Genomic DNA, 13,520 nt, shown 5'->3' with positions numbered 1-13,520 from the left:
GGGCTGGGGGACGCGTCCCGGCCAGTTCTGTCAGCCGGCAGAGCCCTCCGTGACCTCCCCGTGACCAGCCGGAGCGGTAGTCGCCGCCGGCTCCGGTGCGGCGTCGCGCGACACGTCGGCCGTCGCAGGGGCGAAGGCGGCCAGCGCACCGAGCGTGTCGGCGGTGACCTGGGCCGCGAGCAGGTTCGCCTCGGCGATCTGCCGGTAGACCTCCTCGCGGTGGATGGTCACCTCACGGGGGGCCTTGAAGCCGAGGCGGACGGTGCCGCCGCGCACCTCGACGACGTGGACCTCGATGTCGTCGCCGATGCGGATGGTCTCGCCGACGCTGCGGGTGAGAGTGAGCACGAGAGAACCCCTCCATGGGTGTGGTGGCCGTCCGTGGCTGTGGCGTTCCCAGGTCCGGGGCGCCGTCCTGGTTATCGGCGCAGGGGACGCCGGATGGGATGCGATCCGTCGAGCAGCACGACCTGCACGGAGCGCCAGTTGGCCGGGTTGACCACCAGGGGGGCCCGCAGGTTGGCCGTGGCCGCGGCCGGGCCCTGGGCCGGCACCGTGACCAGGCAGTACAGCCGCGCCTGCGCCGGGTCCTCGAGCTCCAGGTCCGCGCACACGGCCGGGGGCAGGGCCGGGGCGTAGTCCGGGAAGTACCTGCCCGGGTCGATGGCGAGGAAGCGGGGGCCCTCCGGTGCCATCGACTGCAGCCAGAACAGCCGGCCGTCGCCGTCGGCGGTCACCAGCACGTAGTCGCGGTGACCCGGGAAGCCCGGCAGCGCCTCGGTCATCGAGAGCAGCGGGAGGGTCGTGACGACCGAGAGCGTCATGCCAGGAAGTCCACGAGCGTGGGCTGGATCACCTTGGCAGTGGCCTGCAGCGCCGCCTTGTAGCCGACCTCGGCCTGGCTGAGATCCATGATCGTCTTGGCCAGGTCGATGTCCTCGACCGCTTCGAGCTGGCCGGTGAGGGTCAACTGCAGGTCCGCGTTGAGCTGTGCGGACGCATCCATCCGGGCTGCCCTCGCCCCGACCGCAGCGGTCACGTCCAGCAGCCGGTCGAGAGCACCGTCGAGGGCCGTCAGGTCCGCCGACAGCTCGTCCGGGTCGCCGACGACGTTCCTGGCGATGCGGTCGACGACGGCGAAGAGGTCCGTGTCCCCCGGCGTGCCGAACGCCTCGGGACCGGTGATGTCGATGCGGATCTCCTCGGAGTCCGACACCCGCCGCATGATCTTCTGGACGGGGACGTCGTCGGCGCCACCGACGCCGGTGTACCCACCGGTCGCCGCGTCGTAGGCGGCGCTCCCCGTGGTCGGGCCGCCGAAGAGCGGCCGGCCGTTGATGCCGGCGTTGGCCAGACCGAGCATGGCCTCTCGCAACTGGGCGACCTCGACACCGATGGCCTCCCGGGAGGCCGCCGACATTGCGCCGGTGTTCATGCCCTGCACCGTCAGCGCCCTGACCTTGTGCACGTGCTCGACGATCGACTGGAGCTTGCTGTCGGTCTCGTCGAGCCAGCCCTGGCCGTCGGTGATGTTGCGGGCGTACTGGAGGGCCGCCCGCTGGTCCTGACGCACCTGCATGGCCGTGTTCGCGCCGGTCGGCGAGTCCGAGGGCGTGCTGATCAGCTTCCCGGAGGTCAGCTGCCGCTGCAGCTTCGCCACGGACGAGAGGTTGGTGTTCAGGCCGAGGAGGGCGGTCTGGGTGACGGCCCGGTGGGTGATGCGCATCAGGTCACCGCCCCACGACGCCGGTGCGGTTGATCAGCGTGTCCAGCGCCTCGTCGATCGCGGTCACCATGCGGGCGGCCGCGCTGTAGGCGTGCTGGAAGGACAGCATGTTGGTCATCTCCTCGTCGAGGTTGACGCCGGACACGGACTCGCGGGCGGCGTCCACCTGCGTGGAGATCACCGTCTGCACCTGGAGGTCGCGCGCTGCGACGGCGGACTCGACGCCCAGCGAGACCACGAGCTGCCGGTAGTCGGCGTCCACACCGCCCTTGGTCAGGCTCAGCTGGAAGAACGCGTCGGCGTTGCGGCCGTCCGCGGAGACCTTGCCGCCGAGCTCGTCCTTGCCCAGCGCCGCGGCGGCGAGCTCCCCGGGCTCGGTGATCCGCAGCGTGATGTTGCCGGCGTTGACGTTCGCGATCGCGAAGGTCGCCAGTCCCGAACCGTCGTCCAGCAGGACCTGTCCCTTGTTCCCCGCGAGGTCCCACCCGCCGTCGTGGGACACCCCGGCACTGTCGACCCCGCCGGCGTGCACGGCGTTGAGGTCCTGCACGAGGTCGCGAGCGAGCTCGTCGAGAGCCTGGCGGTAGCGGGGCAGGGTGTCGGTGAGCACGGTCAGCTGGCCGCCCGCGGTCCCGCCCACGGCGAGCGTCGTGCCGCCCGGGGCCGTGACCAGCCGCGGGTCGTCGCCGGTGCCGACCGTGTCGGGGTCGTCGACCCCGGCGACGCGCAGGCCGAGGGCTGACGAGCCCGCGACCAGCGTGGTGCCGGCGACGATGACGTCGACCATGCCGTCCGCCGCGGCCACGGAGGTGGCACCCATCTTCCCGGCCAGGTCCATCACCAGAAGGTCGCGGCGGTCGGACAACTCGTTGGTGGGCAGACCCGCCAGGGTGGCCTGACGGATCTGGGTGTTGAGGTCGGCGATGGACGCCGTCGTGGCGTTGACGTCGCCCGCGAGCGTGACCAGGTCGTCCCGGGTCTGCACCCACTGGCCGTCCAGGGTGTTGCGGGTCGTCCGCATGCCGGCGGCCAGCGTGTCCAGCCGCTCCAGCACCTCCCGGCGGGCACCGGCCTCGGTCGGAGCACTGGAGACGGAGCTGAAGCCCGCCCACACGTCGGCGAGCATGCTCTGCAGGCCCGTGTCGCCGGGCTCGCGGAGTGCCGCTTCGACGCTCTTCAGGGCACTGCTCACCTCGGTGAGGTGAGCAGTCCGCGCCGTCTCGGTCTGCCCGCGCCGCTCCAGGAACACGTCCCGGATGCGGTGGACCTGGCTGGCGTCGACGCCGTTGCCGACCGGGCTGCTCACCGAGTGGATCGCCGGGACGGCGGTGCCGCCCATGGCGCGCAGTTCCACGCGCTGCCGGGAGTAGCCGTCGGTGTTGACGTTGGCGATGTTCTGGCCGGTGACGTCCAGTCCGCGCTGCGAAGCCCACAGCGCGGTCCGGGCCGTGTTCAGCCCGCCGAAGGTGGAGCTCACTTGTAGTCCTCGCCGGCGCTCGTCGTCCGCGTTCGCGGCACGCTGGCTCCCTGCTGTGACCTCGCCAGCTCGGTCACAGGGCACCGTCCAGGGTGACCGCGCGGTGCGTGCGCTCGTCGCTGCGGCCGGTCGAGCCGTAGGTGCCCGCCGACGGCGCCTTGACCGACAGCAGGGCGTCCCCGATGGCGGACAGGCCGCCCTCGATCAGCTCGCGGTTGGCGTCGGAGAGGCCGCGCAGCTCGGTGACGAGCACCAGGAGCGCCTCGTGGTGCTTGCCGTACAGGTCGTTCCACGGGGCCGGCGCGGCCTCGGCGAGCTTCCGCAGTGACGGATTGGCCCCCACTCCGAGCCGGGTGGCCAGGACCTCGGTGGCCGCGGCGCGCTCCACCTCCAGGGTGCGCAACTGGTCGAGGACGACCTCGATCTCGTGGGCGATCCGCGCCAGCCAGCGGGTCTTGCCCGTGACGATCAGGTACTGCTTCTCCTCCGCCTTGAACAGCAGCAGGTCCAGCAGCTCCTGCTCGCGCCACAGCAACGTCGACAGGTGCTGGAAGTCCACGCCCCCACCGTCCTTCCGCTCTCCCCGCGGCAGGCGTCGGTGCTGCCGGCGGGTTCTCACGAGCACCTTCGGCATCCCCTGTGGGCCCTTGAGCCGAGGCACTCAAGTCCGGACGGGTCCGTGCCGAGTAGGGGGTGCCGACCGGGCGCGGGTCTGCCGAGAAGGGGGACGTGAGCCCATCGCGTGCCCAGGCGACCCTGCGGTCCCGTGCCTCCGCCTCGCGCCTCCCCGTCGCCGCGGCTGCCGGCGTGCCCGCCCGGCCGGCCGCGCCGCGGGACACCTCCTCCCCCGACACGTCCCCCCGGGACCTCGACGCCCTGGTCACCGAGCACCTGCCGCTGGCCGCCTTCGCGGTCAACGCGGTCGCGTCACGCATCTCGCTGCCCGCACACGTCAGCCGCGAGGACCTGCTGTCCTGCGCGCGCGTGGCGCTGGTCGAGGTGGCCCGGCGGTTCGACCCGTCCGCGGGTGCGTCGTTCGCGACCTACGCGCTGGCCCGGCTGCAGGGTGCCGTCCTCGATGAGCTGCGCTCCGGCGACTGGGCCAGCCGCTCGGTGCGGGCCGCCGCCCGGCGCACCGACGCCGCGGCCGATGCGCTGGCCATCCAGCTGGGCCGCCCGCCGACGCGTGAGGAGCTCGCCGCGAGCCTCGGCATGGCGACCAGCGACCTGGACTCGCTGCAGGTAGACGTCCACCGCGCCGTCATGGTGAGCATCGACGCCGAGACCGGCCCCGACGGCGCCTCCCTCGACCTCCCCGACACCGGGGAGTCGCCGGAGCGGGCACTGCTGCGCAGCGAGCGGTCCCGGTACCTGCAGGAGGCGATCCGCCAGCTGCCCGACCGGCTCGACGAGGTCGTGGAGCGCAACTTCTTCGGGGGCGAGTCGCTGACCGACATCGCCGCCGACCTCGGCGTCACGCTCTCGCGCGTCTCGCAGATGCGCGCCCGCGCACTGACCCTGCTGCACGCGGCGATGAGCGAGGTGTGGGAGGGCAGGACGGTGCCGGCCGACGGCGGTGTGCGCGCGCGCAACCAGCAGCGCTCCTACGTGGACCGGGTGGCCGCCCGCAACGCCCCGCCGGCGGGGGCTCCGCCGCTCCCCCATTCGTGGCCCGCGGCGGTACCCCCGCACCGCAACCCGTGGGTGACGGCGACCGGTCGCGGCACCGCACGACCCGCCTGAGTGAGGCCGGACCGAAAAAGTCCGGAGTTCGCCTCAAGGACCGACCGCTCCCGACCGTAACCACTCACGTACCACCCGCAGCACGGATGCAGCGGGAACGAGAAACGACCCGATTCCAAGGAGGAACACCGTGGGTCTGCGCATCAACCAGAACATCGCGGCGATGAACTCGTACCGCAACCTCTCGGCCACGGACACCCAGATGTCCAAGAGCCTGGAGAAGCTGTCGAGTGGTTTCCGCATCAACCGTGCTGCTGACGACGCCGCTGGTCTGGCGATCTCCGAGGGCCTGCGCTCGCAGGTCGGCGGGCTCAAGGTCGCCGTCCGCAACGCCCAGGACGGCATCTCCGTCGTCCAGACGGCGGAAGGCGCCCTGACCGAGGTCCACTCGATCCTGCAGCGTCTGCGTGACCTGGCCGTCCAGGCGGGTAACGACAGCAACAACGACGACTCGCGGGCAGCCATCGACACCGAGGCCACCCAGCTCGTCTCCGAGCTCGACCGCATCGGCAAGTCGACCAACTTCAACGGCATCAACCTGCTCGACGGCTCCGCCGGTGCCGCCGGGAAGCTCAACTTCCAGGTCGGTGCCGACGGGGACACCAGCAGCAAGATCGAGGTCGACCTCAGCGGTGCGGACGTCGAGGCCATCGCCGCTGACCTGAAGACCGGTGCCCTCGCCGTCAACGCCACCCGGTTCGCGGTCGCCGACCCGAACCTGGTTGGCGGAACGCAGACGTTCACGGTGACCAAGGGTGGCGTGACCAGCACGGTCGCCGTGACCCTGGGTGCAGCGGGCACCTACGACAGCGTCGACGGGCTGGCCGAGGCGCTCCGTTCCAACGCGGACTTCGCGGCCAACTTCAGCGTGTCCGTGGAGAAGGACGCCAACGGCGCGGGTGTGGCCCTCAACGTGCGGTCGCTCGACGGCGGCACGATCGGCACCACCACGGCTCCGGGCACGGGCGTCGCCACCGGCACCACGGTCGCCAGCGCGGCCGCCGGCCTGGACTTCTCGTCCAACGCTGCTGCCCAGGCGTCGATCACCAAGCTCGACGGGGCGATCCGCGACATCTCGACCGCCCGCGCCGGCCTCGGTGCGCTGCAGAACCGGTTCGAGCACACGATCAACAACCTGAACGTGTCGGTCGAGAACCTGTCCGCCTCGGAGTCGCGGATCCGCGACGCCGACATGGCGCAGGAGATGATGCAGTTCACCCGCAACCAGATCCTGTCCCAGGCCGGCACCGCGATGCTGGCCCAGGCGAACCAGGGTTCGCAGGGCGTCCTGCAGCTGCTCCGCTGATCCCCGCCAGGGACCGGCTGACGCAGTAGGAACACAGCACCACCCGGTGAGGGGGGAGGCCCACGGGCCTCCCCCCTCACTGGCGCTCCGCCCCACTTCTCGCCATACGACCAGGAGGCGCCCTCATGGCTGGCATGTCCGTCGACGGCCTGATCTCGGGGCTGGACACCACCAGCCTCATCAACCAGCTCGTCCAGGCCGAGGGCGCTCCCAAGGCGCAGCTCCAGACCCGGCTCACGACCACGAAGGCCGCCGGCGACGCCTACCGGGGGATGAACACCCGCTTCGACGCCGTCCGCACGGCCGCCGAGGCGCTGACCAAGCCCGAGCTGTGGAGCTCGGCAAAGGCGACGAGCTCGTCGAGCAGCGTCACGACCTCTCTGAGCGGCACCCCGGCAACCGGCACACTCACCGTCAACGTCACCGCGCTGGCGGCCACCCACACCGTCGCCAGCACCGACCGCGTGGCGCTGGACGCGCCTGGCCGCTTCACCTCGATCGACATCAAGGTGGGGACCACCACCACGACCATCCCCGTCGGCGGCACCGGCACCCTCGACGACGCGATCAAGGCCATCAACGCCAGCCCCGTGAAGGTCTCCGCCAGCTCGGTCCAGGTCGCACCGGGCCAGTACGCCCTCCAGCTCACCGCGGACGAGTCCGGATCGGCCGGGACGTTCGAGGTGACTGCCGGCGGAACCTTCACGACCATCAGCAAGGGCGCCGACGCGAAGCTCACCGTGGGGACCACGGCCACGGCGCTCGAGATCTCCTCGCCGACGAACACCTTCACCGGCGTGATGCCCGGTCTCACGCTCACCGTGAGCAAGGTGGAGAACGGTGTCACCGTCGGTGTCGCCGCCGACCCGCAGGCGATCGCCGGCAAGGTGAAGGCGCTGGTCGACGCCGTCAACAACGCACTCAGCGGGATCAAGACCTACACGTCGGCCACCGGTGGGCCGACCGCCGTCCTCAAGGGCGACTCCGGGCTCATCAGCCTGGCCAGCCGTGTCCGGACCCAGGTGTCCGACGCGGTGGGCGACGACGGCTCACCGTGGGGCGCCGGGATCCGGCTCGAGAAGGACGGCAGCGTCGTCTTCGACGAAGCCAGGTTTCTGGAGAAGCTGAAGGCGGACCCCGCACTGGTGCAGCGGTTGGTCGGTGGGAAGCCGGCCACGGCGGGTGAGGCCGCGGTGAAAGGGGTCGCCCAGCGGGTGTTCGACCTCGCGAAGGCCGCCACCGACACCACCACCGGCACGCTGACCAGCCTCGCCAAGGGCCGCGACGACCTGGTCAAGGACATCCAGAAGCGGATCGACGCCTGGGACCTGCGTCTCGTCCAGCGCAAGCAGACGCTCACCCGGCAGTTCACCGCCATGGAGACGGCACTCAGCAGCATGAAGAACCAGTCCACCTGGCTGGCCGGGCAGCTCAACTCACTGTCCAGCTAAAGCTGACGACCGCCGCGCCGATGCTTCCACCACCACCGCTTCCCCAGGAGACCGCCTGATGAGCACCGCCTCCCTCCGTTCCCGCTACCTGGGCGACTCGGTCGCGACGGCGTCCCCCCAGCGGATCCTCGTGATGCTGTACGACCGGCTCGCGCTGGACCTCGAGCGCGCTCACGTGGCCCTCACCGAGGGTGACCGGCAGGCGGCGAGGGTGCAGCTGCAGCACGCGCAGGAGATCGTGCTCGAGCTGCGCAGCAGCCTGCAGATCGACGCGTGGGAGGGTGGCCCGCGGCTGGCCGCGCTCTACAGCTGGCTCATCGGCGAGCTCGTGCAGGCCAACGTCAAGGCCGACCGCAACCGGGTGGCGTCCTGCCTGCAGGTGGTCGAGCCGCTCCGGGACGCGTGGCGGCAGGCGGCCGCCATCCTCGCCGCCACCCCGGCATGACCTCCGGTCGCCCCTCCGCGGCCGGCGGCGGGGAGACCTCCCGCGACTGGGCCACCGTCCTCGACGAGCTCGAGGGCGAGGTGCTCGCCGCCGAGTCCGTCCTCCGGGCCGACCGCGCAGAGGAGATCGCCGCCTGGGGACGGCGCGCCGAGGACTGGGTCCCGCCGTCTCCGGCCCTGGGCCCGGTGCCCGAGGACCTCCGCGAGCGCGCCGCGCGGCTGCTGCAGCACCAGCTGGCCGTCGCCGAGGAGCTGGTCGAGCGGATCATCCAGTCGCGGCGACAGCGCGACGTCGCCGCCCGGATGTCCTACGGCCCGCCCCGCCCGGTGGCCTCCTACATCGACCGGGCCCTCTAGAGCCGAACTCCCCCGCCCCCCACAGCGTCGATCCAGCGCTGTGGGGGGCGTCGGCGTTTCCGGGGTCCATCCGCTCAGTCACGCACCGCGAGTCACAGTCGGCACGTCCACCCCACCGGCGTACTCGGACCACTCGCATGAGGTCCGCGGGGTCAGGGCCCGACCCGCCCGTGCCGATGACTGCAGAGCACGGAAAGCGCACCTCTCGCCACGGATCGGCGAACCACTCCACTCGCTCGCGAGTGTCTCCTGCGTACCCGGAGGCCGATCGTGTCCTGCTGCCCTGCCCGAGGAACCGCCCGGTGATCGGCGACGTCACCTCGTCGGCCCTGCACTCCGCCCTGACCGGGCTCGCCCAGCGGCAGCGCGTCACCGCCGACAACATCGCGAACCTGCAGACGCCGGGCTTCCTGGCCGGCCGCGTCGACTTCGAGTCCGGCCTGCGCGGCGCCCTGGCCGGCGGTCAGACGCCGACCGCCTCGACCGGCACGGTGTCCCGCTCCCTGGAGCCGACCCGCCTCGACGGCAACAACGTCAACCTCGACGCCGAGACGGTCATCGCCACCGAGACCGGCCTGCGCTACCAGCTGGCGCTCAACGCCCTCGACGGCAAGTACACCGTCATGCGCACGGCCCTGCGGACGGCGTGATGAGCACGTTCGACTCCCTCGGCATCTCCGGCTCCGGGCTGCTCGTCCACCGCAAGTGGCTGGACGCCGTCTCGGACAACATCGCCAACATCAACAACGTCACCTCGACCGACCAGGACGCGTTCCAGGAGCGGCTGATCGTGGCGCAGGCCGTCGACTACGGGTCCGGCGAGGGCGGGGTCCGCGTGGCCCGCGCCGAGTACGGCAGCGCGGAGGGCCGGATGGTGTACGAGCCGGACCACCCGCTCGCCGACGCCAACGGCTACGTGAAGTACCCAGACGTCGACCTGGGCGACCAGATGACCCAGCTGATCATGGCGCAGCGCGGCTACCAGGCGAACCTCGCCGTCGTCGAGCGCGCCACCACCGCCTACCAGGCCGCACTCCAGCTCGGGAAGGGCTGACCATGACGTCCCCCATCGGCGGCATCTCGTTCCCCACGGCGATCACCGGCCTGTCCGGGGTCACCGGGGCGGCGGCGACGCCCGACGTCGAGCGGACCGCGGCGGCCGGCGACAACGGTTTCGCCTCCGCCCTGGTGTCCTCGCTGGAGGAGCTGCAGGCCACGCAGTCGACCTCGGACGGCCTCGCCGTCCAGGCCGCCACCGGCGACCTGCGTGACGTGCACGACTACATGATCGCGGCCAACGAGGCCAAGCTCGCCACCGAGATGGTCGTGACCATCAAGAACAAGGCCGTCGAGGCCTTCAACGAGATCATGAGGATGCCGGTCTGATGCCTGCTGCCCTCGCCGGGCCGCTGGAGCGGATCCGCTCCGCGCTCTCCACGATCAGCCTCGGCCAGAAGGTCGTCATCGGCCTGCTCGGCCTCGGGCTGCTCCTCGGCGGGTTCTTCTTCTACCGGTGGATCACGGCCCCCACCTACGCCCCGCTGTTCTCGAACCTGGCCTCGACCGACGCGTCGGCGATCGTCGACGAGCTCAACGCGGCCGGCGTCTCCTACGAGCTCGCCGACGGCGGCGGGACGATCATGGTCCCGAACGAGCAGGTCTACGACCTGCGGCTGTCGATGAGCGGCAAGGGCCTGCCCGCGGGCAACGACACCGGGTACGCGCTGCTCGACGAGCAGGGCATCACCACCAGCGAGTTCCAGCAGCAGGTCACCTACCAGCGGGCCCTGCAGGACGAGCTGTCGGCGACCCTGGAGTCGCTGGAGGGCGTGCGCACCGCCGTCGTCCACGTGGCCCTGCCCGAGGAGGAGGTGTTCGCCTCCGACGAGGCCGAGCCGACCGCCTCGGTGCTGCTCGACCTGGCGCCGGGCACCGCGCTGGACAGCGGCCAGGTGCAGGCGGTCACCAACCTGGTCTCCTCGAGCATCGAGGGCATGGACCCCGACCAGGTCACGGTCGCCGACGCCACCGGCACGGTGCTCTCGGCGCCCGGCCAGGGCGTGACCACGGCTGCCGGCGACGCCCGCTCGCAGCTGGAGCAGGACTACGAGAACCGGCTGGCCGCCAACGCCCAGGCCGTCCTGGACCCCATCCTCGGGCCGGGCCGCGCCAAGGTCTCGGTCCGGGCCGACGTGGACCTCGACCAGCGCAGCACCACCTCGGAGACGCACACCTACGAGGAGGGCACCCCGCCCATCTCGGAGAGCACGACGACCGAGGAGTACACCGGCAACGGCGCCGCCGTCGGCGGCGTCCTCGGCCCGGAGAACCAGGCCGACGCCGGGGCCGGCACCGGGGACTCCACGTACAACAAGGAGTCCACGACCGCGAACAACGCCGTCGGCACGACCGTGGAGACCGTCGAGGGCGCGCCCGGGCGGATCAACCGGCTCACCGTCTCCGTCGTCATGGACGAGGCCGTCGCCGGCAACCTGAACCAGGCACAGGTCCAGGACATCGTCGGCAACGCCGTCGGCCTCGACGTGGCGCGCGGCGACGACATCACCGTCGCCTCCATGGAGTTCGACACCACCGCCGCCGACGCCGCGGCCGCCGAGCTCGAGGCCGCCCAGGAGGCCGAGCGGCAGGCCCAGATGTGGTCGCTGATCCGCACCGGTGGCATCGCCCTCGGCATCGCCCTGCTCGTGCTGGTCGTCTGGCTGCGGTCGCGGCGGCGCGGAGAGGACGAGCAGGAGGACTACGAGGCCCTCGAGCTCGACGACGACGTGTTGGCCGAGCTCGACCGGATCCGCATCGAGAGCACGCGGGCCGTGCCGGTCGCCGACACCGCCGCCCTGGAGCTGGAGGCCGCCGAGCGGGCCCGGGTCCGCGGCGAGATCGCCACGATGGTCAGTGAGAAGCCGGACGAGGTGGCTGCGATGCTGCGCGGCTGGCTGAGCGAGAGCGGGACGAAGTCATGACGTTGGCGTCCGTCGAGCAGATGGTCGGCATGGCCCCCGCGGCCGCGCAGACCGCCGTCCTCCCCGCGGTGCGGGAGCGGAGGGAGTTGCCGGGCCTGCGCAAGGCCGCGGTCTTCGTCGCCCAGCTGTCCAAGGAGGAGGCCGGTGCGCTGCTGGCCAAGATGCGCCCGCGTGAGGTCGAGATGCTGACCCGCGAGCTGATGAAGCTCGGCTCGGTGGAGCCCGACGACGTCGACGGCGTGCTCGAGGAGTTCCACCACCTCATGACCGCCCAGCGGTTCGTGGGGCGCGGCGGCGTCGAGTTCGCCCGCGAGATCCTCGCGGCCGGCCTCGGCGAGGACAAGGCCGACGGCATCCTGTCCCGCCTCAACGTCGTCTACACCGAGGTCCCCTTCGCCTCGCTGCGCAACGCCGACGTCCGCCAGCTGGTCACCTTCCTCAAGGACGAGCACCCGCAGGTCATCGCGCTGGTGCTGGCCCACCTGACCGCCGCGCAGTCGGCCGAGGTGCTCTCCGGGTTCGCCCCGGAGCAGCAGGCCGCCGTCGCGCACCGCATCGCGACCATGGACCGCACCTCCCCGGAGATGGTCCGCCTGGTCGAGGAGGAGCTCGGCCGCCGGATGGGGTCGCTGCTGGCCCACCAGGACATGAGCACCGTCGGCGGCGTCGAGACCCTCGTCGAGATCATCAACCGCTCGCCGCGGCCGACCGAGCGCTCGATCCTCGAGTGGCTCGACAGCACCGACCCGGAGCTGGCCGAGCAGGTCCGCGCGCAGATGTTCGTCTTCGAGGACATCGTCAGCATCGATGACCGCTCGCTGCAGCTGGTGCTGCGCGAGGTCGAGGCCAACGACCTGGCCACCGCGCTCAAGGGCGTGCGCCCCGACGTCCGCGACAAGGTCGTCCGGAACCTCTCCGAGCGTGCCGCCGAGAACCTCGCCGAGGAGATCGAGCTGCTCGGTCCGGTCCGCACCCGCACGGTCGAGGAGGCACAGGCCAAGGTCGTCGGTGTCATCCGCACCCTCGAGGAGCAGGGCGTGCTGACCATCTCGCGGGGCGGTGAGGACGATTTCGTCGCCTGAGCGAGGACCCTCCCACCTCTCGCAGACCCGGGGCGGGACCCTGGACGGGGCCGGCGGGAACATCGCAGCGGGCGCCACGGAGCCGACCGGTGGCGTGATGCGCGGAGCTGACCGCGGCGCGCAGTCGGGCCGTCGGACACCGCGTGAGTCGTCGGCGCGGGAGTCCGCGCTGCTGCGCGGCGGCACCGCGCAGGCAGCACCCCGGGCGCCGTACACCCGCGCGGTGCCGGTCCCGCCGCAGCCGACCGGCGAGCGGCGGACGACGGTGCGCCGGGCGGCCGACGTGCCGGTGCCGGGCCGGACGTCGTTCCGGCTCGGCGACGTCTACGCCGAGGAGCTGGCCCGGCTGCGCGAGCACGCCCACCGGGAGGGCTACGCCGCCGGCCACGCCGAGGGCAGCAAGGCCGCCGAGGCCGTGGTCGCCGAGGCGGAGCGGGCCGCCGAGGCCCGCCTGGCCGAGGTGCAGGCCCGCTGGGAACGGCGGATGGTCTCGGCCACCGCGGCGCTCGGCGCGGCGGTCACCCAGCTCGAACAGGCCGCCCTGCCGGTCGCCGAGGACGTGCGCGACTCGGTCATCACCGTCGTGCTGACCCTGGTCGAGGACATGCTGTGCCGCGAGCTGGCGCTCACCGACTCGCCCGTGGTGGACGCCGTCCGCCGCGCGCTGACGCTGTGCCCGGCCGACGCGCCCACCGTCGTCCGGCTGCACCCCGACGACCTCGCCGAGCTGCCCACCGAGGCGCTGGCCGAGCTGCCGGACACGGTGCGGGTCGTCGGCGACCTCTCCGTCGAGCGGGCGGGCGCCGTCGCCGAGACCGGTGCCACCCGCGTCGACGCCCAGCTGGGCGCCGCGCTGGAGCGGGTCCGGGCGGTGCTGACACCGTGAGCGGGCTCGCGAGCTCACGCGCAGGCACAGCACCCCGGGTCATGCGGCCGACGAGCGCCGGCGAGGA

16 protein-coding genes are annotated in these 13,520 nt (G+C 72.1%); 11 read left to right on the top strand and 5 right to left on the bottom strand.

From position 1 onward, the window contains the following. Positions 1 to 30 precede the first annotated feature (30 nt). From csrA to ACU610_RS24440, 5 genes are all read right to left on the bottom strand, one after another. Complete coding sequence (gene csrA / locus ACU610_RS24460; protein WP_446770285.1) at positions 31 to 348, bottom strand: carbon storage regulator CsrA; 318 nt, start codon at positions 346 to 348, stop codon at positions 31 to 33. Between the two features lie 71 nt (positions 349 to 419). After that, positions 420 to 824: a flagellar assembly protein FliW gene (fliW, locus tag ACU610_RS24455; protein WP_446770284.1), complete on the bottom strand. Its 405-nt coding sequence runs from the start codon at positions 822 to 824 to the stop codon at positions 420 to 422. Beyond that, positions 821 to 1,726 carry a flagellar hook-associated protein FlgL gene (gene flgL, locus ACU610_RS24450; protein ID WP_446770283.1) on the bottom strand — a complete coding sequence of 302 codons (906 nt, stop codon included), beginning with the start codon at positions 1,724 to 1,726 and terminating at the stop codon, positions 821 to 823. The genes fliW and flgL overlap by 4 nt, the downstream gene beginning before the upstream one ends. A gap of 4 nt (positions 1,727 to 1,730) precedes the next feature. Beyond that, positions 1,731 to 3,203: a flagellar hook-associated protein FlgK gene (gene flgK, locus ACU610_RS24445; protein WP_446770282.1), complete on the bottom strand. Its 1,473-nt coding sequence runs from the start codon at positions 3,201 to 3,203 to the stop codon at positions 1,731 to 1,733. Positions 3,204 to 3,276: 73 nt separating this feature from the next. Further along, entirely contained in the window at positions 3,277 to 3,762 is a 486-nt protein-coding gene (locus tag ACU610_RS24440) for a flagellar protein FlgN (protein ID WP_446770281.1), read from the bottom strand. A 170-nt stretch (positions 3,763 to 3,932) separates the two neighbouring features. Here ACU610_RS24440 and ACU610_RS24435 point away from each other — a divergent pair, with 170 nt between their 5' ends. The 11 genes from ACU610_RS24435 to ACU610_RS24385 all read left to right on the top strand — a co-directional run bounded on the left by ACU610_RS24435 (position 3,933) and on the right by ACU610_RS24385 (position 13,453). Further along, on the top strand, positions 3,933 to 4,946 hold the full coding sequence (locus tag ACU610_RS24435; protein WP_446770280.1) for a sigma-70 family RNA polymerase sigma factor: 1,014 nt from the start codon (positions 3,933 to 3,935) through the stop codon (positions 4,944 to 4,946). Between the two features lie 130 nt (positions 4,947 to 5,076). Next, complete coding sequence (locus ACU610_RS24430; RefSeq protein WP_446770279.1) at positions 5,077 to 6,252, top strand: flagellin N-terminal helical domain-containing protein; 1,176 nt, start codon at positions 5,077 to 5,079, stop codon at positions 6,250 to 6,252. 125 nt (positions 6,253 to 6,377) lie between these two features. Then, the gene (gene fliD, locus ACU610_RS24425) at positions 6,378 to 7,703 is read left to right on the top strand and encodes a flagellar filament capping protein FliD (RefSeq protein WP_446770278.1); all 1,326 of its coding nucleotides are present in this window, start codon (positions 6,378 to 6,380) and stop codon (positions 7,701 to 7,703) included. A 58-nt stretch (positions 7,704 to 7,761) separates the two neighbouring features. Continuing rightward, complete coding sequence (fliS, locus tag ACU610_RS24420; RefSeq protein ID WP_446770277.1) at positions 7,762 to 8,148, top strand: flagellar export chaperone FliS; 387 nt, start codon at positions 7,762 to 7,764, stop codon at positions 8,146 to 8,148. Beyond that, complete coding sequence (locus ACU610_RS24415; RefSeq protein WP_446770276.1) at positions 8,145 to 8,504, top strand: hypothetical protein; 360 nt, start codon at positions 8,145 to 8,147, stop codon at positions 8,502 to 8,504. The genes fliS and ACU610_RS24415 overlap by 4 nt, the downstream gene beginning before the upstream one ends. A 302-nt stretch (positions 8,505 to 8,806) precedes the next feature. Beyond that, positions 8,807 to 9,154, top strand: coding sequence for a flagellar basal body rod protein FlgB (gene flgB / locus ACU610_RS24410; RefSeq protein ID WP_446770275.1), 348 nt, complete (start codon positions 8,807 to 8,809; stop codon positions 9,152 to 9,154). Then, positions 9,154 to 9,558, top strand: coding sequence for a flagellar basal body rod protein FlgC (locus ACU610_RS24405; protein WP_446770274.1), 405 nt, complete (start codon positions 9,154 to 9,156; stop codon positions 9,556 to 9,558). The genes flgB and ACU610_RS24405 overlap by 1 nt, the downstream gene beginning before the upstream one ends. Positions 9,559 to 9,560: 2 nt before the next feature. After that, on the top strand, positions 9,561 to 9,890 hold the full coding sequence (fliE, locus tag ACU610_RS24400) for a flagellar hook-basal body complex protein FliE (protein ID WP_446770273.1): 330 nt from the start codon (positions 9,561 to 9,563) through the stop codon (positions 9,888 to 9,890). Beyond that, entirely contained in the window at positions 9,890 to 11,485 is a 1,596-nt protein-coding gene (gene fliF / locus ACU610_RS24395; protein ID WP_446770272.1) for a flagellar basal-body MS-ring/collar protein FliF, read from the top strand. Before fliE ends, fliF begins: the two co-directional genes overlap by 1 nt. Next, entirely contained in the window at positions 11,482 to 12,567 is a 1,086-nt protein-coding gene (gene fliG, locus ACU610_RS24390) for a flagellar motor switch protein FliG (protein WP_446770271.1), read from the top strand. The genes fliF and fliG overlap by 4 nt, the downstream gene beginning before the upstream one ends. A gap of 97 nt (positions 12,568 to 12,664) precedes the next feature. Beyond that, positions 12,665 to 13,453 (top strand): FliH/SctL family protein, encoded by a 789-nt coding sequence (locus tag ACU610_RS24385; RefSeq protein WP_446770270.1) that lies wholly within the window; start codon positions 12,665 to 12,667, stop codon positions 13,451 to 13,453. The last annotated feature ends 67 nt before the right edge of the window (positions 13,454 to 13,520 follow it).

It is taken from the genome of Geodermatophilus sp. URMC 61 (genome assembly GCF_052931555.1).
This window is presented reverse-complemented; position numbering and strand designations above follow the sequence as displayed.

What these genes read in the sequence shown, in the direction of transcription:
- fliD (WP_446770278.1), top strand. Translation starts at nt 6,378, where the DNA reads ATGGCTGGCATGTCCGTCGACGGCCTGATCTCGGGGCTGGACACCACC.
- fliS (WP_446770277.1), top strand. Translation starts at nt 7,762, where the DNA reads ATGAGCACCGCCTCCCTCCGTTCCCGCTACCTGGGCGACTCGGTCGCG.
- fliE (WP_446770273.1), top strand. Translation starts at nt 9,561, where the DNA reads ATGACGTCCCCCATCGGCGGCATCTCGTTCCCCACGGCGATCACCGGC.
- ACU610_RS24415 (WP_446770276.1), top strand. Translation starts at nt 8,145, where the DNA reads ATGACCTCCGGTCGCCCCTCCGCGGCCGGCGGCGGGGAGACCTCCCGC.
- fliW (WP_446770284.1), bottom strand. Translation starts at nt 824, where the DNA reads ATGACGCTCTCGGTCGTCACGACCCTCCCGCTGCTCTCGATGACCGAG.
- flgL (WP_446770283.1), bottom strand. Translation starts at nt 1,726, where the DNA reads ATGCGCATCACCCACCGGGCCGTCACCCAGACCGCCCTCCTCGGCCTG.
- fliG (WP_446770271.1), top strand. Translation starts at nt 11,482, where the DNA reads ATGACGTTGGCGTCCGTCGAGCAGATGGTCGGCATGGCCCCCGCGGCC.
- fliF (WP_446770272.1), top strand. Translation starts at nt 9,890, where the DNA reads ATGCCTGCTGCCCTCGCCGGGCCGCTGGAGCGGATCCGCTCCGCGCTC.
- ACU610_RS24405 (WP_446770274.1), top strand. Translation starts at nt 9,154, where the DNA reads ATGAGCACGTTCGACTCCCTCGGCATCTCCGGCTCCGGGCTGCTCGTC.
- ACU610_RS24385 (WP_446770270.1), top strand. Translation starts at nt 12,665, where the DNA reads ATGCGCGGAGCTGACCGCGGCGCGCAGTCGGGCCGTCGGACACCGCGT.